This window comes from Maribacter sp. 4G9 (assembly GCF_002742265.1).
GTDB lineage: Bacteria > Bacteroidota > Bacteroidia > Flavobacteriales > Flavobacteriaceae > Maribacter.
Genome location: NZ_MDGL01000061.1, coordinates 75403 through 98231 on the forward strand (window position 1 = coordinate 75403; position 22829 = coordinate 98231).

Here is a 22829-nt window from a genome sequence, read left to right on the forward strand (position 1 = left end):
TATGGGTTTAGTGACCGCAAAGGAAGTGGCAAAGGCCGTTAACTTATCCAAGTTGGGCTTTATTGGAACTTTTATGGGTTGGGCTTTGATGAAGGTCACGCGCATTTCTGGGATTAATCGGTTTTATGATAGCATTGCCCATTTGGAGGGAACCGATTTTACAAAGGCTATTTTGGACCATTTTGAAATCGACTTTGAGATTCCTGAAGAAGATTTTAAAAGGTTGCCAAAGGAAGGACCCTTCATTACCATTAGCAACCATCCGTTAGGTGCCATAGACGGTGTCTTGTTGATGAACCTGATGCTTCCCAAACGACCGGATTTTAAGATCATGGCCAATTTTCTTTTGCAGCGAATGGTTCCTTTGGATCCCTATATTCTTCCCGTTAATCCTTTTGAAGGACATAAGGATGTAAAAAGTAGTATCATGGGGTTTAAAAAAACCCTTGAACATTTAAAAAACGGACATCCTTTGGGCATTTTTCCGGCAGGTGAAGTATCCACGTACCGTGATGGAAAATTAATCGTTGACAAGCCTTGGGAAGATGCTGTCCTAAAGCTTATCAGAAAGGCAGAGGTACCGGTAGTCCCAATTTATTTTCATGCCCGAAATAGCAAGCTTTTTTATAGGCTTTCCAAACTGAACGATATTTTTAGAACGGCCATGATTCCTTCGCAGGTATTTTCACAACATAACAGACCCATAAAAATCAGAATCGGCCAGCCTATATCCGTACAGACCCAAAAGGAACAGGAAGATATGGTGGAATTTTCAGGGTTGTTGCGAAGAAAGACCTATATCCTCTCCAACGCCTACGAGAAGGAGCGGTTGATTGATCAGATACCTACCTCCTTAAAAATTCCCAAGCCACCCAAAAAAATTGCATCCGCCATGCGAAAGGAAGTGATGCAAGGCGAAATCGAAAAGCTAAGGGAAAAGGACTGTAGATTGTTACAAAGCAAGAATTATGAGGTTTTCTTGGCCAAGGAAAAGGATATCCCCTTTATCTTGAAGGAAATTGGTAGACAGCGCGAAGTTACCTTTCGGGAAATAGGGGAGGGCACAAACAATGCCATTGATCTTGATAAATTTGATTCCTACTATTACCATCTTTTTCTTTGGGACGATGCGGAAAAATGCATTGTAGGGGCCTATAGAATGGGTCTGGGATCTGAGATTTTTCCGGAGTATGGTATAGATGGTTTTTACTTACAGGACTTGTTTCGTGTGGAGCCTGAACTGTATGGGATGATGAAGAATTCCATTGAAATGGGTAGGGCCTACATCACCAAGGAATATCAGCAAAAACCCATGCCCTTGTTCTTATTATGGAAAGGTATCGTCCATACGACCTTGCGCCATCCGGAGCATAAATACCTTATTGGAGGAGTGAGCATCAGCAACCAATTTTCCAATTTTTCAAAGTCCTTGATGATCGAGTTTATGAAGTCCCATTATTGGGATCCCTATGTGGCTCAATACATACGCCCCAAAAAGGAGTTCAAGGTAAAACTGAAGGATGCCGACAAGGAGTTTGTTTTTGACGAGACCCAAGCCGATTTGAACAAGTTTGATAGATTGATCGATGAAGTGGAGCCGGGCAATCTTAGGTTACCGGTACTCATTAAAAAATACATCAAGCAGAACGCCAAGGTGGTCGCATTTAACGTGGACCCCTTGTTCAATAATTCCGTGGATGGATTGATGTACATAAAAATTGCGGATTTGCCCGAAAGTACCGTAAAGCCGGTAATGGAGGAATTTCAGGCGGAATTGGAGCGTAAGCTTGCCGAGGCCCAGCAGCACCCGGAATAGCTTAGTCTATCCCAATGACTTTGCTACGTCTTTCGTATAGGACATTATCGATCCAAACACCGTTTAAATTTCCAACCCGCTCGCGTACTCCTATTTTTCTAAATCCTACGGATTCATGAAGTTTTATACTTGCCTTGTTCGTTGGGAAAATTCCGGATTGGAGGGTCCAAAATCCTTGCGCTTCACTTTCCAAGATCAAGTGTTTCATTAGGGCATTTCCCACGCCCAATCCTCTATATTTTTCACCAATATAGATACTAACTTCTGCGACACCCCTGTAAACATAGCGACTGGAAACGGGGGACAAGGCGGCCCAGCCGGCAACCTCTTTGTTGGCAATGGCCACAAATCTGCAATTTTTTAAATGGGCACCATCCCACTTCCCATAACTAGGGATTATGGTTTCAAACGTAGCCATACCCGTTTCTATTCCTTCCAGATAGATGTTGGAAACCTGATGCCAATCAGCGGGATCCATGGTTCTTATTAAAAGCATTGTATCGTATGGGGGTTTTTAACAACAGCCGCTGCCCGGAGCACATTCTGATACCGTTTGGGTAACGGTTTCTGGAATACCGCAGGTTTCCTTGGCCTTACAGTCCGTTTGTTCCACACCTAGTTTAAAAATTAGGTCATCGTGGGTAACTTGATAATCATTGACAAATAATTGCGCCGTATGAAAGGAAGCATTGCTATATTCAAACTTTACTTCTACATCCCGCTCCATCGGTTTTATTTTATCCACTTTTTTAAGGATAGAAAGTGCCTTGTAGGCCGACATATATTTTCTTTTGCCCTTTTCTTTGGGGCTTTCCCATAATTGGATTACGGTTTCCTTCCAAAAATCTGGATTTGCACCGCAATCAATGGAATCGATAGTTACGTTTTTCACTTCGGTAATATGGTAGTTTGCAGCAACCAGTTCACCAGACTTGTATTCGAACAAAAGGTTTTTATTGGGGTTTTCCTGTAACAGGGATAATAATTTACGTGTTTTCATAATGACGATTTAAATGATTCATTTTGTTTTGTATGCTAAGGCTTTTATCTCCCTTTTGGAGAGGTCGAAATACTAATGTAATTGCGGGAGGGGCCTAGCAACAATTCGTTTTGGTTTTATTAAAAAAGGAGTTGAGCATATCTTGAATGGCCGACCATTTCTCAAGATTGATGCAATAGCATACTTTTTTACCTTCTATTTCCCCAGATATCAAATCGATGCTTTTCAATTCCTTTAAATGTTGCGAAATAGTAGGTTGGGCCAGACCTATTTCATCTACAATATCATTGCAGATACAGGCCTCTTGTTTGCTTATGTATTCCAGTATCGCAATCCGTGCCGGATGGGCCAAGACCTTAAAGATAACGGCCAATGCGTTTTGCTTTTCATTAAAAATTTGTGTTTTGGTAACTCCCATTGTAATATTTTTATATTGCAATATTACGATATTAAATTAAAATAAAAAAGACCAAATAAAATAGTTTGGTCTTTAATAAAGAATTATAGGCTCTTAAACCAATCTTGGAAATAGGTTCCTACACCAACTATTGGGACCATTTTACCGTTAGCGGCGTTCACTAAACTAATTATGATCAAAACTAGGCCCAAAAGGCTCGCAAAGCAGCCCACTATTGGAATAAAGCTTAAAACCATCATTAAAATCCATATACCCAAGGTTTGGCGGATGTAGTAGCTTCCAAATTCCGTTTTGTTCTGACTGTTCATGACAATGGCTACAATCCAGCCTATAAATGTAATGTGGGCTATTATTGCCACTGTTTTGCCACTATCTGGGCTCTTGGGGTCAAAAGTTTCTTTGACACTCTCCTTAAATTCGTTGGCAGCTTCTTCTGCCTTATCGCCAAAATCTTTGTTTTCTTCTGACATGTTATTGTTTTTAGGTGGTTAATTGTCCTCTAAATGTAAAGAATAAATGCATATCACAAAAATACTTTATCAACAGGTTCCCAAAGTTCCAATTTGTTGCCATCCGGATCCAAAATCCATCCAAATTTACCATAGGGATATTCCTCAATTTCTCCAGTTACCGTTACTCCTTCCTCTTTTAACACTTTCAAAAGTTCGACCAAGTTTTCCACCCTAAAATTCATCATAAATTGGGACTTGCTAGGTTCAAAATACGTTGTGTCATTTTTCATAGGACTCCACTGTGTAGAACAGTCATTCCCCTCTTTGTCTTTCCACCAAAATGTACAACCGTATTGATCTGTATTCAGTCCTAAATGGTTTCTGTACCATTCCTTGGTTTTATCTGGATCTGATGTCTTAAAAAAGAAGCCACCCAATCCTGTTACCCTGTTTTTCATGTCTTTATTATTTTCTAGTGTTTTTCTCGTAAAGGACTATCCATTCCTGAACCGTTATTTTGCGCGCTAGTTCCCCAATCAGTTCATAAGGAATGTCGTCCAAGCTCTTGAAACGGATACAGCTTTTTCCCATATCCAATTTGCGTTTGCAATGTTTTGGATATTCCAAAGTAAACCATTTTAAAAGGTCTGGATCCGCATAGAGTCCGGAATGGTATAGGGCCACAAAGTTCTTTTGGGATGCCAAGTTGATAAAGGGGAGGGGAAGTTCCGGATTTACATGGTATCCTTTGGGATATATGGAGTGGGGTACTACATAACCCAACATGCCATAACTCATTTGTTCCTCAAAACCCTCAGGTAGATTTTCCAGAATTTGTTGTCTAATCCCCAAAATCACTTCCCTTCTTTCTATGGGTAATTGGGAAATATAGTCTTCTGGTGAATCCGCCTTGTACTGCATCTTACACGTGTTGGTCTATTAGAATGGGGTTGCCATCGGGATCTAACAAGGTGATGCTAGCAGGACCTGTGGTGCCTTCTTCTACTTTACGTACAAGGTTTAGACCTTTGGCCTCTAGCTGCTTTTGGATGTTACGGATATCGGTGAAACTTTCCAAGTTTTTTGCATTGGAATCCCAACCGGGGTTATAGGTGAGGATGTTTTTCTCGAACATGCCTTGGAAGAGTCCAATGGTAGAGGTTTCATTTTTTAGAATGAGCCAATTTTGTTCTATATCCCCATGAAAAACCGAGAATCCCAAGGCTTCATAAAATTCTTTTGAGACCTTAATGTCCTTAACACTAAGGCTCACTGAAAAGTTACCTAAATTCATATTTTAATTTTTACGTTGTAATATTAAAGCTGAGATAAGAGTAATAATAAAGCCTAGTAAGATTACGGTAAGAAACATAATTAAGGACATCATTCCACTACTCCATTCCGGAATTGACTCCGAATTACCTTGCGCCTTCATCATCTCTGCGTACTCTTTGAAAAAATTTGGGTTTATCCAAGTGGTATAGATATAATCGGCAATGGCAATACCCAAAGCGGGAAAACCAGAAATAAGCATACCGATACCCATAGCATTTCCAAAAGATATGAAACCATTATTTATTTTGTCCCTATAGTGTTTAATTCCAATAAAAATAAAGGACAATGATGCAATCATTGTGGCGTATCCAAAAATCTCGGCAACTGACAAATTGGAATCTTCAATTATAATAAGTCCCAAAAGAAAGAGACCAAGGCCAAGTATAAATCCATATAGACCATATTTTACTATAATACTTTTCATATAGGGATAGATTTGTTATCGGTGATTTAAATCTATAAAAATCAGTTTATTATGTCATCATACTAAAGTACCAATTTATTTTTATGCGCTATAAAACCTTACTAAAGGATATAAAGTTCCTTAGCAATTTGAATAGCTTGAGTTCTTCTTTTGGCATTTAGTTTTAGTAATAAATTGGAAACATGGGTTTTTATGGTACTTTCAGTTAAAAAGAGTTTTTCCGCTATTTCCTTATTTGAAAGCCCTAAGGCGATTTCCTTCAAAACTTCGTATTCTCTTTTGCTAATTTCAAGTTCCTTAATTTTACGGACATCAATATTGCTGGCACTTGTCTCGTTTTCTGGCTTTATTTGTTTGTTGATATAAGAACCTATAAGGAAGAAAATTAGAGCAACTGCAATTAAAATAATTTCAATCGTTGTGTTTCCCTGTAGAATAGTATATGAACTTAGTTTAATAAATAAGAAGGTCGCCAAGGCCAACAAACCGAAAAGCAAAACCGTCTTTCGCATTATATAAATTTAGCAAAATTTACTTTTTACTTTGTCCACCACGGTCTGTGCCAATTTGATTTTGCTCTCTACCGTCCATCCAGCTACATGGGGAGATAGTAAAACGTTGTTGGCTTTGGTCAAATATTCAAAGGCCTCTGGAAGTCCGTCCCCGGTAAACATATTTTCAAAAGAGGATTTTTCATACTCCAAAACGTCCAATCCGGCTCCCAAAACTTTCCCCGATTTCAGGGCGCCGACCAAGTCGGCCGTTTTTATGCATTTTCCCCGGGCCGTATTGATGATCCAGATATTTTTATGGAACTTATTAAGAAACTCCGTATTGATCATACTTATGGTCGATGCCGTCTGAGGAACATGCAAGCTCAACACATCGGTGCGTTGGTGTAATTCCATGATGCCCACTTGTCTGGCGTTTTCGTCTTCCACGCCACCTTCGATATCATAACAAATGACCTCGTCCACATCAAATCCTTTTAACTTTTTCGCGAAAGCCTTGCCCATATTCCCATAGCCGATAATACCGACGACCTTGCCCTCTAATTCAACCCCCCGGTTGCCTTCCCGGTCCCATTTCCCGTTCCTAACTTCCGCATCGGCTTTATTTAGGTTATTGAAAAGGGACAACAACATGCCCAAGGCGTGTTCACTTACCGCATTTCTGTTGCCTTCCGGGGCAGCGGCCAAAAATATGCCCAGGGACTTGGCATATCTGGTGTCAATATTTTCCAGTCCCGCGCCCAATCGGCCTATGAATTTTAAATTTTTTGCCTTATCCAAAAAGGAGGCGTCAATGGTAAACCTACTCCGGATGATGAGTCCGTCATACGCTTCTATTTTTTCTTCAATTTCCTCTTTTGTATTAGTATAATCCTCATCGTTCTCAAACCCTAACGCATTGAACTGTTCAATTATCAAAGGGTGGTTTCGATCTACATGGAGCACTTTCATAGGGTTTTTAAATTTTTGGATATTTGGTTTGGGTGAGGTCATGGGTTACATCGCCTGTATGTGCCGTGGAATTTTTTTCAAATAAAAGGATGTGGACTTCCTCCCCCTCATCGGTTTTAGGACAATGTTCCACCCCTTTTGGTACGACAATGATTTCACCTTCCTTTACTACCTCGGTACGATCCCTGAACTGCATGTACAATGTACCTTTTTGGACCTGGAACAATTCATCTTCGTGTTCATGGGAATGCCATACAAATTCACCTTTTAATTTGGCAAGCAGTACCTGCATATCATCTACAACCGCTATTTGATGTGGGTGCCAATAGTTGTTGAATTGGGAATATTTATCATGTAGATTTATGGTTTTCATTCTTGAAAGGAGATTAAGTTTAAATCCCTAAAATGAGTTTGGCGATCATAAAATAAATGAGAATGCCAAAAATATCATTGCTGGTGGTGATAAAAGGCCCTGTAGCAATAGCTGGATCAATGCCTCTTTTATGAAGGAACAAAGGCACAAAAGTACCGATCAAACCTGCAACAATTATCACCGCGACCAATGAGATGGAAATGGCGAATGATATGTTTATACTACCTTCGTAGGACCACACAAATACAAAGAGCAAAATTGCCAATATAATACCGTTAAGGGTAGCAAGAAGCATTTCTTTGATTAACCTATTGCTTATACTCCCCTTTAAATCATCATTTGCGAGTCCTTGAACGATGATGGCACTGGATTGCACGCCCACATTACCCGCCATGGCAGCGATCAATGGGGTAAAAAAGAAAATAATGAACTGTTCCTGCTTAAAATCTTCCTCGAATCCTCCCATAATAAGAAAGGCTCCAATACCCCCAATAAGGCCTAAAATCAACCAAGGCAATCTTGCCCTGGTCAAGTCCAGGATGCTATCATCTGCTTCCACATCCTGTGAGATACCCGCGGCCATTTGATAATCCTTGTCAGCTTCATCCCGGATCACGTCGACAATGTCATCGATGGTAATACGGCCTACCAACCTGCCAATTTCATCAACGACGGGAATGGCTTCCAAGTCGTATTTCGACATGATTTTGGCCACCTCTTCAGGTTTTTCATTGACGTTGACCGAGTCTACCTTTGAAATGTATACGTCCTTGATATGCGTTTTTGTGGAAGTGGTCAACAAATCCTTAAGCGATAACCTGCCAATGAGCTTGTCCTCTTCGTCCACTACGTAAATGGAGTGTACCCGGGTCACGTTTTCTGCTTGGGCCCGCATTTCCTTAACACAGGTGAGTACGTTCCAATTTTCCCTAACCTTGACCAATTCCTTGGCCATAAGACCTCCGGCTGAATACTCATCGTATCGAAGCAGGTCCACAATATCCTTGGCATGCTCCCTGTCCTCGATTTCGGAAATGACCTTTTGAACCATTTCCTGCGGAAGCTCCCCAATAATATCCGCAGCATCATCCGTATCCAGTTCCGCAAGTTCCTCGGCAATTTCCTTGGAGGAGAGATTGCTTAAAATGGCTTCCCTAACGTCTTCGTCCAATTCCGTTAGGACATCCGATGTTTTATAGCTATCGAGAAGTTTTATAAGGTAGGTGGCCTCCACCTCGTTGAGTTCATTGATAATTTCTGCAACATCCGCATAATGCACATCTTCCAAAAGGGAATTAAGCTCGTTATCCCTTTGGTGTTCGATGAGCTCCTCTATCTGAGCAATAAGTTCCTCTGTGAGTTTAAATGGCGTCATGTGCTATCTTCTTTGTCAACGCAATAAACTCCGAAACGGAAAGCTGTTCCGGACGTTGATCAAATATAGCATCTTCTTTAAGATTTTCGGAGAGTCCTAGTGTTTTTAAACTATTACGGATCGTTTTCCTACGTTGGTTAAAGGCGGTCTTTACAACGGTGAACAACAATTTTTCATCGCAATCCATAACATAATCTCTTTTTCGGGTAAGGTTCAATACTCCGGATTGCACTTTTGGTGGCGGGTCAAAAACCTGCGGATGCACCGTAAAAAGGTATTCCGCATCATAAAATGCCTGTGTTAGGACCGATAATATCCCATAGGTCTTACTGCCTTCCTTCGCGCAGATACGCTGGGCCACTTCCTTCTGGAACATCCCTGAAAACTCTGGGACCTGATCGCGCATTTTGAGCATTTTAAATACGATCTGTGTGGAGATATTGTACGGGAAGTTTCCCGTAATAGCAAAGGGATCATCTCCAAAAAGAGCGGATAGGTCATAGTTAAGAAAATCTGCCTCTACCACTTTAAAAGAACCTTTTCCTTGCATGACTTTAGGGTGCTCCAGGTGAAAGCTGTGATTGAGGTAAATGATGGAGTCCGCGTCCAGGTCCATGGCAACCAGGTCAATTTCCTTTCGCAATAAATATTTTGTGAGCACCCCCGTTCCAGGGCCTATCTCCAGTACCTTCGTGTAGCCTTGAAAGGAAAGCGTTTCGGCAATTTTTTGGGCGATGCCCTCGTCTTTTAAAAAGTGCTGGCCAAGGTGTTTTTTGGCCTTAACAGGACTGTTTTGTACAGGATTGTTTTCATGTTCGTTATGAGGCTTTTTATTCTTTCCCTTTCTTTTTCCCATTTCAGCTTTTATAAGATGCTTGCCAGAACAACTGGGTCTGGATACCGCTAGGCGTTTACCGGGCCAAATATACCCAAGCTTTTTTACCTGAACGTAACCCAACTTCGATTCTTTCGTAGGCATCTCCTTCGTAAAAATCGGCCTTTTTCAATTCATCGTCTGTCAGCACATAGACTTTACCGTGAATTTTGTCTTTGGGATTTTGGGTCGGTTCCAAGGTTGGGTACAGTCCCGCAACCTTTATATCGGAAATCCGATGTCCGTGCAGGGTATCGTCATAGCCCCCTAAAACTCTTGAGAATACACCCAGCTGAACCTCTTTTTCCTGTAAGGTGCCGTAAGTAAACAGATGGTGGGTAGCGGTATTCCGATGCACAAAAAACTCGTCGACCACCTCAAGCTCTGTCCGAAAGGAAATCAGTTGGTCCGCAAATAATTTTTGTCCTTCCAGCCTTAATTTTGGTGCATCCTCCAAATAATAGGAATCGAGAATTTCCTTGCTCGCTACTGTATATTGCACGGAATAGGTATGTCCCGTGCCTTCTTCGGCCAAGACCTTGGTCATTTTTGCACCAAGGAATTTTCCCGTGGCCAGTACTTCTGGAATATGGACGGTTTTCATCCAATGGAGCCATGTATCATGGGCCCTGTCCTCTATGTTGCTGGTTACGTTATATATGTACATGGGGTGATGGTTGTTCGTTTTTGGTTGATGGTTGATGGTTGTTCGCTTTGCGCTGAACGCTTACCGCTGTTCGTCTTTAGCTATTAGCTGTTCATTGCTAATTGTTCATTGCTTATTGCCTCCTACTCACTTCTAACTCTTAACTCTGCACTCTCAACTTTCAAAAGCTAATTGACCACATCTCCTCGCAACATTCTAAAATTCTTGCGCGCTTGGGGAAAGTAGTAACTGTCCTGAAATTCATAAATGATGCGCTCGTAGTAGGCCTTTGCTTTATCGGGCTGGTCCAAAACATTTCGGTATAACTCCCCAAGGGCAAAGAGGGCATCGTCCGCCAAGATACCGTTGCCGTAGAATTCAATGATTTTTTGATAGTTGAATTCCGCGGCCTCGTATTTTTTTTGGGTCTCCAGTAACTGCGCCTGTTTTAAAAGTGCCTCGTCCTCGATTTTCTCCCCTTTGTGATTTTCCAAGATATCGTTGAGCCCTTCGATGGCCTCGTCCGTTTTGTTCTGATACGCCAGAAAGTCCGCCCTTGCATATTTCTTCAAAGCCGTCTGGGTGGAATCCTCCAAGGAATTATCGGATATCAATAGACTTAATTGCATGGCATCATTAGCAATGAGTTGGGAGGTAGAACCCCTTAGCACCTTTAACTGTGTAAGGGCCCAATCAAAATCCCCTTTGTAAAAACTGGTTTCCGCTACTTTATACCGGGCATCCTGCCCCATAACATCGTTTTTCAATTTGTCCTGCACCTGGGAAAAATAAATGAGTGCCTCGTTAAAACGTCTGTCATACACCAAAATATCGCCAAGGGCCAGTTTTATGTAGGCCTTGCTGCGCTCGTTCATGGGAAGCTCCAAACTGTTCTTGAGAAGTTCAATGGCGGGGCTTGGCTCGTCTTTCCTGAAGGTAAGGAAATTGGCGTAAGCTACTTGGAGCTGTAACGTTTGGGTCTGATAGCCATACTGGTCTATAAGTGCTTCATAGCGTTTCTGGATACCGTCCAATTGATTTTTTTCGGTTTCATCCAAAACGATGTCTATCAAATACAGCTCGGCGTTCAATTGTACTATAGGGTCCGCACTTTCTTCCTTTATATATTCAAAAACATCCTTTGCGACCTCATGTTCGTTCTCCTCAAGAGCCGTGGCGCCCAAATTTTCCAATCTACCGGTATTACCGCCTTCCATACGTTTGAAAATGGCTTTTTCCTGTCGCAGTGCACTTGCAAACTGCCGTTGCTTTATAAACAGCCAACTCAGCAATTCGTTCCAAATGATATCTGGATTTTTTTGTGCTTTTTGCAGCAGTATGACCCGTAGGGTCTGGTTATTGACATCTTCCGGGTCTGAGGTTATAAAGTCATCAATACTTCTAAGGATATTGGATTTGGATGTTTTGTTGTTCACCAAAAGTTCCAGGTAGGAAGTGTACATTCTTTCTATATCGCCTTGCTCTCCATAAATTCTGGCCAATTGATAATTGTAGTCCAGGGTTGGATTCAATTCCATGGCCTTTTTATAGGCCGCAACGGCCCTGTCCAACAAGGTATACTTTTGGAATTGATATCCCAGTGCATATCCATAGTTTGGATTTTCCTCTATAAAAGCCAGGGCGCGGTCAAAGTAATCATTTGCCTTTTCCGGCATGTCCTGTAGGGAATAATTGTAGCCCATCTCTATCAACAGGGTGGGGTGGGGGTTTCTTTGGTCTAACTGTTCCAGTAGATAGGCCTCAGCATCGGTATAGCGTTCCAACTGTTGATAACATGCGACAAGACCTTGGAGGTAGTCCGTTCTTCTGGGATTTTGTTTGGCCAATTTTTCGTAAAAAACGACCGCTTTTTCAAAATCGCCATCGGCAAAATATTGCTTGGCCAAAAAGTCCTCTTGGGCGCTAATGGATAGGGACAGGAGTATAAAAGTAAAAAATCCAAGAAGCTTCATACTTGAAATTTATCAAATTTAAGCAAGTACTCCCAAAGAATCTGTTAACCGAACCATAATTAGGTCAATACAACGCATTCACCTAATCGGTTTCAATGCAAATCATACAGATTTACTTACAAAGTATAAATCTTTAAATTGTAGGAATGGGATTAAGGCGTAGATTTAAGAAAGGACAATCCAATATCTATCAAGTAATTTATTGCATGGAAACAAGGTTTTTAGCATCAAAAACGAAACGATTCTACTTTAATAACGGGGTAGAGGATGTTAGTTATGTGGTAATTTATGGCGATGAGCTTCTGGTGGAACCGCTGGAGGATAACATAGCGGATAGATACAGAACGGCCATTTATAGGGGTCGTGAAGGAAAAATAGCCACCAATGCCAAACTGATGACCAAGCGGAGTCTGGAGTTTTATTTTCTGGATATTGGGCAAGGGGATGCCTCTTTCACGGTCACACCGGATAACATAAAAATATTGGTCGATGGCGGATTAAAGGACAGGGCCCTTGGATTCCTTATTTGGAAGTATCGGTTGGACCAGCCCGATACCAGCGTAACGATTGACCATTTGTTTTTAAGCCATGCCGATAAAGACCATATTGATGGTTTGGCACCGCTAGTTGAACACCCAAGAATTACGGTCAAGAATATATACCACAATGGTATCGGTTTGTATGCCGATGGACACAACACGGAAATAGGTACCATGGAAAACAATCGATTGGGAACCATTCATGACTCGGTACAGGATCTGGAAAATGAACATCTCAAAAGTGATTTTAGCGAATGGATCGATGCCGTTAAAAGCTCAGGAGCTACCTACCAAAGGGTGGACGCTTCCAACGGATATTTGCCCATTGGGGATGCCAGCGTACAGTTGGAAATATTGGGACCCACCCTGGAACCGGACAATTCTTTCAAGTGGTTTGGTGGAAAATCCCATACCATCAATGGGCATTCCCTAATCTTTAGAATGGATTACGACTACGTGCGGGCTTTTTTTTCGGGAGATTTGAATGTGGAGGGAAGTGAACATTTGTTGTCCAAACCAGGGAATACCCTTAAGGTAAATGCCCATATTTTTAAGGCACCACATCACGGGAGCCATGAATTCTCGCAAGATTTGTTGAATCACGTAAATCCTATGATTACGGTTGTTTCCTCAGGGGAAACACCGGACCACGGGCATCCAAGAGCTGTTTTTTTAGGAGGATTGGGGCTGGCCGGCAGGGGACGAATGCCACTTATTTTTTCCACGGAACTCTCTGCCCTGTTCGTGGATGCCGGGGACGTTGAGGCCCAAATACATTCTGGTTCCACGGTCACCACCTTGAACGACCTCGATTTTTCAGATTCCTTGGCAAACACAGAAGCCCGTCAACGCTTCAAAAAAGTGTTACCGGGTATTATAAACGTACGAACGGATGGTGAAAAAATATTCGCTTTTCGCAGGGTCCAAATGGGCTACCAATGGGAATCCTACGAATTGAAATATAATGACCTTTAGAAATTAGTATATTCGATCAAACCCACAATAAGGAATCAAAACCTCGGGAATTTGAATACCTTTTTCGGTTTGATAATTTTCCAATATACCTGCCAATACCCGTGGTAAAGCAAGGGAACTTCCGTTCAAGGTATGCGCTAGCTGGCTTTTTCCGTTTTCATCCTTGTATCGTAGTTTTAGGCGATTGGCCTGGTAGGTTTCAAAATTGGAAACGGAACTAATTTCGAGCCATCTGTCCTGCGCCGTTGAAAAGACCTCAAAATCATAGGTGAGGGCAGAAGTGAATCCCAAGTCTCCGCCACATAAACGTAAAATGCGATAGGGCAATTTCAATTCGCGCAAAATAGTTTTTACATGATCTACCATGCCATCCAAAGCTTCGTAGGATTTATTGGGATGCTCCACATGAACTATTTCTACCTTGTCAAATTGGTGCAATCTGTTCAGTCCGCGTACATGGGCGCCATAGCTACCCGCTTCCCTTCTAAAACAAGGCGTATAACCGGTATACTTTATGGGGAATTCGCTTTCCTGAAGTATAGTATCCCTAAAAATATTGGTTACGGGAACCTCTGCCGTAGGTATCAAATAAAGGTCGTCTGCGGTTATGTGATACATTTGACCTTCCTTGTCCGGTAATTGCCCGGTTCCATACCCAGATGCCTCGTTCACTACATGGGGCACCTGCATTTCTGTATATCCAGCTTCGGTATTCCTATCCAAGAAATAGGAAATCAGTGCGCGTTGCAGACGTGCGCCTTTTCCTTTGTACACCGGGAATCCGGCACCGGCAATCTTGACCCCAAGCTCAAAATCAATAATGTCATATTTTTTGGCCAGTTCCCAATGGGGTAGGGCACCGTCCACTAATTTGGGAATTTCCCCTTCCCTAAAAACTTCCTCATTGTCCTCATCAGAACTTCCGGCGGGCACCAATTGGTTTGGAACATTGGGAATTTGGTATAAAAGCGCTTGCAGCTCTTCGGCGGTATTCGCAAGGTCTTCCCCTAATTGCTTGGATTCTTCCTTAAGGGTTGCTGTCTTTTCCTTTAAAGCATTCGCTTCTTGGGCCTTACCTGATTTATATAGCATGCCAATCTCTTTGGACAGTTTATTGGATTCCGCCAGGATAGTATCCAATCGAGTTTGGGTGGCCCGTCTTTTCTCGTCCAAAAGCAGTACGCCGTTCAACATGGATTCGGCATCAACATTCCTTTTCTTAAGGGCTTTTAAAACGTTCTCCTTATCCTCTCGTATGACCTGTAATTGTAGCATCGCTCTATATAATTTGGCAGCAAATTTAAGGGAAAGTTATCATTTAAAAGGTATACTTTTAACTCCTAAAATAAAGGTTTATGATTTTTGAGCATTTTGCGTTGAACGTTACCGATATTGGGCAGGTGGTTGATTGGTATTGCAAGAATTTGGGTCTAACCATCGTAAGCGAGCAAAAGGCCGCCCCCTTTATGACCTTTTTGGCGGATGGGACGGGAAGGGTCGTTTTGGAACTTTACAGTAGGGACGATGCCGCAAAAAGGAATTTTGAAGCCGAACATCCCTTGACGTTTCATGTGGCATTTGTTTCTGCCGATGCCCAGAAGGACAAGGAACGCCTAGTGGCTCAAGGGGCCACTTTTTTTGAGGAAGTTCACAAACCGGACGGAAGCCACCTCATAATGCTTAGGGACCCATGGGGAATGCCCTTGCAACTTTGCCAAAGAACGGAGAAATTCTAATCGTCCAATTGGGAGGGTAGGATCCAGTCACTGTGCTTAAAGGGCGTCCAAGGGATATTCGCCAAATCAACGTTTGGGTCAATAAAGGGTGCAGGTGGCCTACCATTGATACTCACTTTTGAATTGATCAGGTATACCGATAGTTCTTCGCCTTCCTGTTTTAGATCCTGTTTTAGATACTGGGCAAATTGCCATGCAAAATCGGGATAGGACAAGACTTTTCTTTGCTGTCCAATAGTGAGGAACTTATGGATATCGATAAACAGTTCCTTACCATTGCTTCTTATTACCTTAAATTGGCCTGTTCCACTTCTTTCCCTCAGCATCATTCTCCAGCTCATTCTATGGCCTTCTTCTGTCCAAAGAACATTGTCTTTTATAAAATAGTGCCTGATAGGTAGGATTAACTGGAGCAAAAAATAGATACCGAACACTATCAGGAATGGTTTTTTATAGTTAGGGACTACTGTTTTTTGCAGGCTAAAAGGGATTTTTCGTTTGAAAAATAACTTGCGGATGGTTTCCGGTTCAAAGAAGAAAACTGTGAAAGCCAAGGACAGATACGGGAATATCCCTATCTGAAAAATGATGGAATTGAACAGGTGGAAGAAAATGGAGGCGATAAAGGCGCCTTTTCTTGTGGGCTTCCAAAGCAGGGCGGGAATCACCAAAAAATCAAAGAGAATACCAAAAGATCCAATGATCTTATGTACCCAGGCCTTTTGTAACAAATTGCCCACCAAGGGATAGTCCAACTTTGATTTCATAAGTATCTCGATCATGCCAAAATCCAACCAATCACCATACAGTTTTGCAATGGAGGCGTAGGTATATACGATGAACAATTGCAGGACTATAATCCACTTTACATAGCCGTACATGGAATTTTCCTTTTGAACTTTTCCCATGCGAACATCCAAGGAATAATCCGTATGGGCGGGGAAGAGGCACATTAGGGAAGACACTAGAACTAGCAGGTAATAATGGTTGTTGTAAGCGGTTTTTTGCATCAGGTAGCTGCCGGTCCAAAGTATGGTGAACGCCAATATCGAGAACCTATATTTAAATCCGAGTGCTATACATATTCCCAAAATGCCCATCACGGAAAAATAGAAATACATTCCCGGTCCCGTAAGCGGTTCCAACCATACAAAATCAATAAAGGGAAAGGTGTACTTGGGTTCTACAATATTCCTTTTGAGCCAGCCCGTGGCTATGGCACCAAAACATTCCAAAGATACCAGAAGGCCAAAAAATATTCGGAAAATGATAAGCGGGCTGTTGTCAATTTTCTGAAATAACAACCTGTTTAGCATTATCTATTGGATATGAAATGAAGTGATCTCTCCTTGTCCTTTGCCAATTGCAATTTCAGGTCCTTCAACGAATCGAACTTTTGCTCGTCCCGGAGTCTGGATAGCAAATCTACTTGGAGCTTTTGGTCATAGAGGTCGTTGTCAAAATTAAAAAAATGAATCTCTATGGTTTTGGATGTGCCGTTCACCGTTGGGTTATAGCCAATATTCATCATACCATAAACCTCCGTTCCCTGAATGTGGCTTTTTACAATGTAAGATCCGTTTTTGGGAATGAGTTTATAGGATTCTTCTATATGAAGGTTTGCCGTTGGAAAATGGATTTTTCTACCTAGCCCTTTTCCTTTTCTAACGGTGCCGGTAAGCATGTATTCATAACCCAGATAGGCATTGGCCGTTTCTATTTCCCCATCCTCCAAAGCCTTCCTTATTTTGGTGGAACTTACGGATACCTCATCGATCTCTTGTGCGGGGATTTCTTCTACTGAAAAGTCAAGGGCGTTCCCAAAAGCGATCAAATCGGTTATATTGGCGTTCCTGTTTCTGCCAAAGCGATGGTCGTAACCAATAATGATATTCTTGGATTTTAATTTGTTGACCAAGAGGTCCCGTACAAATTCCGTTGCCGATAGACGGGAAAATTCCTTGGTAAATGGGTGGATGACCAAAATGTCTAGACCCATTTTTTCCAGAATGTATTTTTTTTCATCTATGGTATTCAGAAGCTTTATATTGGCATCCTTTTGCAATACCATTCGTGGATGCGGAAAAAAAGTAAGTACGGCCGATTTTAAATTGGAGTTCTTGGCACGATTTATGACTTTTTCGAGTATTTTTCGGTGACCTATGTGTACCCCGTCAAAGGTGCCAATGGTTATGGCGACAGGATGTTCTTCATCGTATTTGGAAATGCTTTGAACTGTAATCAATTGTGCTAGAAAATAAAAAGAACTATATTTGATTTGGAGATAAAAGCCCCACAATGACCGCTAAATTACGTCTTGTTTTCTCAATTACCATAGCATTTCTTTCCTTTTCTGGGCTTGCACAGACCAAATATTGGGGCAATGTGGATCTCAAAAATCAGGATAGGCAGGTAACATTAAAGCGATTGGATGTCCGTAAGGCCAAGGCGTTCACCTTGGATGAAGCGGCTTTAAAATCGGAACTTTTAGGGGTGTCCAGCGCTAAAAGTTCTACCAAGACCCTTTTTTTTCCTGATGATGAAGGTATTTTGATTCCCTTTCAAGTAGCGGAAACCCAATTGTTCGCCCCGGAATTGTCGCAAAAATACCCTACTATAAAATCCTACAGAGGAAAGAGTCTACAAGCAGATGGAAAAAAAATATTTTTCAGTCTTTCTCCCAAGGGACTGCAGACGATGATCATGGATCCAAAAAAGGAGGGAACCGTTTATATGGAAAAGGGAGCCAGCGGAGATTATATCATTTACAATGCAAAAGATCATTTGACCCAGAAATTGGATTTTGTCTGTAAAACGAGTCCTGATTCCTTTACTTCGTCGTCCGGCCCGTCCACCGCCAAGTTGGTGGATGACCAGAGTTTAAGAAAGTTTAGGGTCGCCATAGCGGCATCCGGGGAATATACCCAGTTCCATGGGGGTACCATTGCCGATGCCCTTGCGACAATCAATGCCACTTTAACAAGGGTGAACGGCGTTTTTGAAAGGGACCTTGGCGTTACCTTGGAGTTGATTGCCAACACGGATCAGGTGATTTATACCAACCCGGATACGGACCCATTTTCGGGTGGGCTTAGTTCACAGACACAGAATACCCTAACTAGTGTCATTGGCGAGACCAATTACGATATTGGCCATTTGTTCAACCAACAGGACGGTACTTTTGATGGCAATGCCGGATTTATTGGGTCTGTATGTCAGGACAACAGAAAGGGCAGTGCCTACACTACTTTGTTCGCACCACAGGGAGACCAATTTGATATCGATTTGGTGGCCCATGAAATGGGGCATCAATTTGGGGCGAACCACACTTTTTCGCATTTGTCCGAAGGTACCTTGGTTCAAGTGGAACCTGGAAGTGGAACCACCATCATGGGATTTGCTGGAATTACTGGAGCCAATGACGTCGCCACCAATTCCGATGATTATTTTCACTACGTAAGCATTGTGCAGGTGAGGGAATATTTGCAGACCATTGGCTGTGGTGAAACCATACCTTTGGCCAATAACGCCCCTATCCTAAATCCGGTGAGCAATTATACGATTCCCATGGGAACGGCTTTTGTTTTGACCGGAAGTGCCAGTGATCCTGATACCACGGATGTTTTGACCTACGATTGGGAGCAAATAGACAATGGTATCGTCACGCAGGCTACCTTTGGACCCAACAATCCCACAGGGGCCATGTTTCGTTCGTTGCCGCCGTCCATTTCACCTGAGCGCTATTTTCCAAGATTGAGCAGGGTGGTGTCAGGCGATCTTACCCAAACCAGTCCGATCGAGGGCGGTGCATGGGAAACGGTTTCCAATGTGCAGCGCGACCTGAACTTTTCGCTTACCGTCCGTGATAATGTTTTGAACGGAGGACAATCCGCTTCCGATGAGGTTACTGTTACGGTATCCAGGGAGGCAGGTCCTTTTGTGGTTACCTCCCAAGAATCGTCCGTTTCTTTTATGGCGGGCGAGACGGAGACCATTACCTGGGACGTTGCAAATACCAATGTACTTCCCATTGGCGCGCAGAACGTGGATATTTTTCTCTCCACGGATGGGGGCCTCTCTTTTCCAAATTTGATTGCCCAAAATGTAACCAATGATGGTAGTCATGCCATTGTTATTCCGGGGGGATATAGTACCACCTCCGGTAGGTTTATGGTAAAGGCGGCCAATAATATTTTCTTTTCCGTGAACCAGGCCGATTTTTCCATTACCGAATCTGAAGTAGTTCTTAATTTTGACAACCTCAATTATGAGGTCTGCAAACCGGACGATTTGATCGTAAGTTTCAATTATGAAACATATTTAGGGTTCACTGAGGAAAGTAATCTGAGTGTTGGGGGACTACCTGCCGGGGTCACTGCGGTTTTTTCGCAGGATACCGTTTCCGTTTCCAATACCACGATTGATCTTAATATTTCGGGAACTGAAAATTTGGCCATCGGTAGTTATCCTATTGATGTAATTGCCACTTCGGCCAGCGTCCTAAAAAGTATATCCTTGCAATTGAACGTGTTCGACACGAATTTCTCGGAAGTCGTACTTACCGCTCCATCGGATGGAAGCCTGGACGTATCAAAAGATGTAGTCCTGGAATGGGAACCGGATTTGGTGAGTACCTCCTATGATGTGGAAATAGCCACAGATGTCGGTTTTGCAACTATTATTGAATCCAAAACGGTAGCTACAAATTCCTACCAGCCTAGCTTATTGTTGAACGAAACCCAATATTTTTGGCGGGTAAAACCCAAGAACACTTGTGGGGAAGGAGTTTTTGGGACAACGTTCAGCTTTACGACCATACAGTTTAATTGTATTACCAAGGCTAGCAATAATGTCCCTATCACTATTTCACCCGTTGGCACGCCAACGATAACTTCGAGAATTCTTTTCTATCAGGATTTGAATTTGGCGGATATCAACGTAAACCTGGATATTGAACATACGTATTTGTCGGATTTGGTCATTAGCCTCACTTCACCAGCAGGAACTACGGTGGTGTTGGTTTCCAGTGCCTGTGGTAACAATTCCAACATCAATGCCATTTTTGACGATGAGGCAGCCAATGCCTTTACCTGCTCAGGTTCTCCTGCCATTAGCGGTACCGTGAGGCCCATTGGTACGTTGAGTTCCTTTTATGGGGAGTCCATTCTTGGGGAATGGGTCCTGGAAGTACAGGACAACGCCGCCTCCGATGGAGGAAGGCTAAACAATTTCTCCTTGGAAGTCTGCGTGGAAGGCGACTTTAGGCCCGATGACGACGAGGACGGAGTTTTCGATGATGGCGAGGACCTCTGTCTCGATACCCCACTGGGGCAGGAGGTTGATGCATCTGGTTGTGCCATTTACAGGTTTACCCAGGAAAACTTTAATGTAAGCTTGGAGAGTGAAACCTGTAGGCCCAATAATGACGGCGCCATAAGGATAGTGCCCAAGGTATTCTTGGACTATGAAATAACCATAAACGGGAATGGGGTCAACATTACCGATAATTTCACCAATAGTTTCAATCTAACGGATTTAGGTGCGGGAACCTACGATATCTGTATTACCGGAACCGATGGCACCATTAGCTATGAACCTTTCTGTTTGGAAGTGGTCATAACGGAACCCGCGCCACTGAGTGTTACGTCCAAAGTTTCCTTACAGGCTTCCCAAATAGTTTTGGATTTGCAAGGAGCAAAAGGATATTATGTAGAACTTAATGGTTATACTTCCTATACAGCGGGCGACCAGTTTACGGTGGATCTGTCCAAGGGAATCAACTTTTTAAAGGTGTACACCGATATTCCTTGCCAAGGAATATATGAAGAGGAAATAGTTCTTTCCGAAGGTCCTTTGGTTTTCCCTAACCCTTTCCACGATTTTATTGAAATCTATTTTGACGTACCCACGCAACGGGCTACGATGATGTTGTTCAGTTTGGATGGTAGGTTGTTACGAACAGATAAATTACAGGATGGCATATCCTCCAAGGAATACGATCTGAGTATTTTGCCCGTTGGTATGTATTATTTGCAATATAACAGTAGAGGAACGAAAAAAACAACTAAGATTTTAAAAAGATGATGAGAAAGATACTACTTCTTGTGTGCCTTTTTGCGGTGTTTGGTTGTAAAAAGAAAGACGACCCCAAACCTCCGGGGCAGGTTCTGTTGTTGTTCCCCGAAAAAAATTCTGAATGCACCACCGGGGTAGATCAGGATTCCGCTACTAGCAGGGTGACCTTTCAATGGCAAAGATCGGACAATACGGATAGTTATGAATTGCGGGTCACAAATATAAGCTCCAATACGGTCCAGACCATCTCAACCCAAAGCACAACGGCCAGTCTTCCCTTATTAAAAGGGCAACCATATTCATGGTTGGTAAGATCTAGGAACAATCAGGTAGATAACACGATTTCTAGTGAACAGTGGAATTTTTATAATGCGGGGTCGAGAACCACCTTTGCCCCCTTCCCCGCTGAAATATTGGCACCTAGCATGTCTGAAAGGGTATTTAAGGATATTAATAATGAGGTGACCTTGTCTTGGTCCGCATCGGATTTAGATGATGACATAGAGAATATCGAGGTGTATTTTTCAGAGCAGAATCCACCTTTAGATCTTGAAGCTACATTGTCTGATGTTGCCACCACTTTGAAAGTATCTGTCGCATCAGGAACTACGTATTATTGGAGTGTGGTCACAAGGGATTCTGAAGGCAATGCAACGAATTCAGGGATTTATAGTTTTACTGTCCTTTAAGCCCCATTAAATTGATTCATGGTCCTTGATACACCAGACAGTACAAAGGATTCAATAAGCGCTATGGATTTTTCCAAGCGCTCTTTCATTTTGGCGTTCTCCTCTTCGTTCCATTGACCCAGGACATATTCAACCTGTCTGCCCTTTCCAAATTCAGAACCTACACCAAATCGGAATCGATTGTAATTCGTGGTTTGCAGTATCTGTTGAATATCCTTTAGACCGTTGTGTCCGCCATCGCTACCCTTGGTCTTTAATCTGAGCGTTCCAAAGGCAAGATTAATGTCATCCGTTATTATAAGGAGGTTTTCCAAGGGGATTTTTTCTTTATCCATCCAATAGCGCACCGCTTTGCCACTTAAGTTCATATAGGTGGATGGTTTTAGGCAAAGGATGCTTCTGCCTTTCAATTTATAGATGGCCACATCACCAAGCTTTTGGGTTTCGAAATTCAGCTCTTTTTGATGTGCAAGGGCGTCCAAAATTTTAAAACCAATATTGTGCCGGGTTTCGGCATACTCATCACCTATATTGCCTAGGCCTACTATCAAGTATTTTTTCATGGTGTCTACCTTTTCTAAAAATTGGTCTCTAAAGCCTAAAAGCGCTTTAAAATATGTAAGCATGGAATATCCTTTAACGATCTCCTAAAAATACAAAAGCACC

24 protein-coding genes are annotated in these 22829 nt (G+C 42.4%); 5 read left to right on the plus strand and 19 right to left on the minus strand.

Features of this window, described 5'->3' with window-relative positions:
- Position 1: 1 nt before the first annotated feature.
- A complete protein-coding gene (locus BFP75_RS08625) occupies positions 2-1816 on the plus strand; it encodes a GNAT family N-acyltransferase (RefSeq protein WP_099544831.1) in 1815 nt (604 codons plus the stop codon).
- Position 1817: 1 nt separating this feature from the next.
- Here BFP75_RS08625 and BFP75_RS08630 read toward each other — a convergent pair whose 3' ends face one another.
- The 15 genes from BFP75_RS08630 to BFP75_RS08705 form a co-directional block, all read right to left on the minus strand.
- Complete coding sequence (locus tag BFP75_RS08630) at positions 1818-2312, minus strand: GNAT family N-acetyltransferase (RefSeq protein WP_099544832.1); 495 nt, start codon at positions 2310-2312, stop codon at positions 1818-1820.
- A gap of 18 nt (positions 2313-2330) precedes the next feature.
- Complete coding sequence (locus BFP75_RS08635; RefSeq protein WP_099544833.1) at positions 2331-2816, minus strand: DUF6428 family protein; 486 nt, start codon at positions 2814-2816, stop codon at positions 2331-2333.
- Between the two features lie 94 nt (positions 2817-2910).
- A complete protein-coding gene (locus tag BFP75_RS08640; RefSeq protein WP_099544834.1) occupies positions 2911-3234 on the minus strand; it encodes an ArsR/SmtB family transcription factor in 324 nt (107 codons plus the stop codon).
- Positions 3235-3317: 83 nt separating this feature from the next.
- A complete protein-coding gene (locus BFP75_RS08645) occupies positions 3318-3704 on the minus strand; it encodes a hypothetical protein (RefSeq protein ID WP_099544835.1) in 387 nt (128 codons plus the stop codon).
- A gap of 53 nt (positions 3705-3757) precedes the next feature.
- Positions 3758-4144, minus strand: a complete 387-nt coding sequence (locus BFP75_RS08650) for a VOC family protein (protein WP_099544836.1) — start codon at positions 4142-4144, stop codon at positions 3758-3760.
- Between the two features lie 7 nt (positions 4145-4151).
- Positions 4152-4607, minus strand: a complete 456-nt coding sequence (locus BFP75_RS08655) for a DUF1801 domain-containing protein (protein ID WP_099544837.1) — start codon at positions 4605-4607, stop codon at positions 4152-4154.
- 1 nt (position 4608) lies between these two features.
- Positions 4609-4980, minus strand: a complete 372-nt coding sequence (locus BFP75_RS08660) for a VOC family protein (protein WP_099544838.1) — start codon at positions 4978-4980, stop codon at positions 4609-4611.
- 3 nt (positions 4981-4983) lie between these two features.
- On the minus strand, positions 4984-5445 hold the full coding sequence (locus BFP75_RS08665; protein WP_099544839.1) for a DUF4199 domain-containing protein: 462 nt from the start codon (positions 5443-5445) through the stop codon (positions 4984-4986).
- Positions 5446-5546: 101 nt separating this feature from the next.
- The gene (locus tag BFP75_RS22625; protein WP_099544840.1) at positions 5547-5957 is read right to left on the minus strand and encodes a response regulator transcription factor; all 411 of its coding nucleotides are present in this window, start codon (positions 5955-5957) and stop codon (positions 5547-5549) included.
- A 9-nt stretch (positions 5958-5966) separates the two neighbouring features.
- Complete coding sequence (locus BFP75_RS08675; protein WP_099544841.1) at positions 5967-6908, minus strand: 2-hydroxyacid dehydrogenase; 942 nt, start codon at positions 6906-6908, stop codon at positions 5967-5969.
- A gap of 7 nt (positions 6909-6915) precedes the next feature.
- Positions 6916-7281 (minus strand): cupin domain-containing protein, encoded by a 366-nt coding sequence (locus tag BFP75_RS08680; RefSeq protein WP_099544842.1) that lies wholly within the window; start codon positions 7279-7281, stop codon positions 6916-6918.
- 19 nt (positions 7282-7300) lie between these two features.
- A complete protein-coding gene (mgtE, locus tag BFP75_RS08685; protein WP_099544843.1) occupies positions 7301-8656 on the minus strand; it encodes a magnesium transporter in 1356 nt (451 codons plus the stop codon).
- A complete protein-coding gene (rsmA, locus tag BFP75_RS08690) occupies positions 8643-9512 on the minus strand; it encodes a 16S rRNA (adenine(1518)-N(6)/adenine(1519)-N(6))-dimethyltransferase RsmA (protein ID WP_099544844.1) in 870 nt (289 codons plus the stop codon). The genes mgtE and rsmA overlap by 14 nt, the downstream gene beginning before the upstream one ends.
- A 55-nt stretch (positions 9513-9567) precedes the next feature.
- On the minus strand, positions 9568-10197 hold the full coding sequence (locus BFP75_RS22630; RefSeq protein WP_206073527.1) for a DUF4286 family protein: 630 nt from the start codon (positions 10195-10197) through the stop codon (positions 9568-9570).
- Positions 10198-10364: 167 nt separating this feature from the next.
- A complete protein-coding gene (locus BFP75_RS08705) occupies positions 10365-12149 on the minus strand; it encodes a tetratricopeptide repeat protein (protein ID WP_099544845.1) in 1785 nt (594 codons plus the stop codon).
- Between the two features lie 206 nt (positions 12150-12355).
- Here BFP75_RS08705 and BFP75_RS08710 point away from each other — a divergent pair, with 206 nt between their 5' ends.
- Positions 12356-13663 carry a ComEC/Rec2 family competence protein gene (locus tag BFP75_RS08710; RefSeq protein WP_123803366.1) on the plus strand — a complete coding sequence of 436 codons (1308 nt, stop codon included), beginning with the start codon at positions 12356-12358 and terminating at the stop codon, positions 13661-13663.
- A gap of 3 nt (positions 13664-13666) precedes the next feature.
- Here BFP75_RS08710 and serS read toward each other — a convergent pair whose 3' ends face one another.
- Complete coding sequence (gene serS, locus BFP75_RS08715) at positions 13667-14938, minus strand: serine--tRNA ligase (RefSeq protein ID WP_099544847.1); 1272 nt, start codon at positions 14936-14938, stop codon at positions 13667-13669.
- 80 nt (positions 14939-15018) lie between these two features.
- Between serS and BFP75_RS08720 the strand changes: the two genes are divergently transcribed.
- A complete protein-coding gene (locus tag BFP75_RS08720; RefSeq protein WP_099544848.1) occupies positions 15019-15399 on the plus strand; it encodes a VOC family protein in 381 nt (126 codons plus the stop codon).
- Here the strand turns inward: BFP75_RS08720 and BFP75_RS08725 are convergent.
- Together BFP75_RS08725 and BFP75_RS08730 are read right to left on the minus strand one after the other, a co-directional pair.
- Entirely contained in the window at positions 15396-16715 is a 1320-nt protein-coding gene (locus BFP75_RS08725; protein WP_099544849.1) for an HTTM domain-containing protein, read from the minus strand. The genes BFP75_RS08720 and BFP75_RS08725 overlap by 4 nt on opposite strands.
- Positions 16715-17644: a bifunctional riboflavin kinase/FAD synthetase gene (locus tag BFP75_RS08730; RefSeq protein ID WP_099544872.1), complete on the minus strand. Its 930-nt coding sequence runs from the start codon at positions 17642-17644 to the stop codon at positions 16715-16717. The genes BFP75_RS08725 and BFP75_RS08730 overlap by 1 nt, the downstream gene beginning before the upstream one ends.
- A 53-nt stretch (positions 17645-17697) precedes the next feature.
- On the opposite strand from BFP75_RS08730, the gene BFP75_RS08735 reads away from it, so the two are divergent.
- Together BFP75_RS08735 and BFP75_RS08740 are read left to right on the plus strand one after the other, a co-directional pair.
- Positions 17698-21483, plus strand: a complete 3786-nt coding sequence (locus tag BFP75_RS08735; RefSeq protein WP_099544850.1) for a reprolysin-like metallopeptidase — start codon at positions 17698-17700, stop codon at positions 21481-21483.
- The gene (locus BFP75_RS08740; protein WP_240531746.1) at positions 21480-22163 is read left to right on the plus strand and encodes a hypothetical protein; all 684 of its coding nucleotides are present in this window, start codon (positions 21480-21482) and stop codon (positions 22161-22163) included. Before BFP75_RS08735 ends, BFP75_RS08740 begins: the two co-directional genes overlap by 4 nt.
- On the opposite strand, the gene pth is transcribed toward BFP75_RS08740, so the two are convergent.
- On the minus strand, positions 22160-22789 hold the full coding sequence (gene pth, locus BFP75_RS08745) for an aminoacyl-tRNA hydrolase (protein WP_099544851.1): 630 nt from the start codon (positions 22787-22789) through the stop codon (positions 22160-22162). The two genes, BFP75_RS08740 and pth, sit on opposite strands and share 4 nt — an antisense overlap.
- Between the last annotated feature and the right edge of the window lie 40 nt (positions 22790-22829).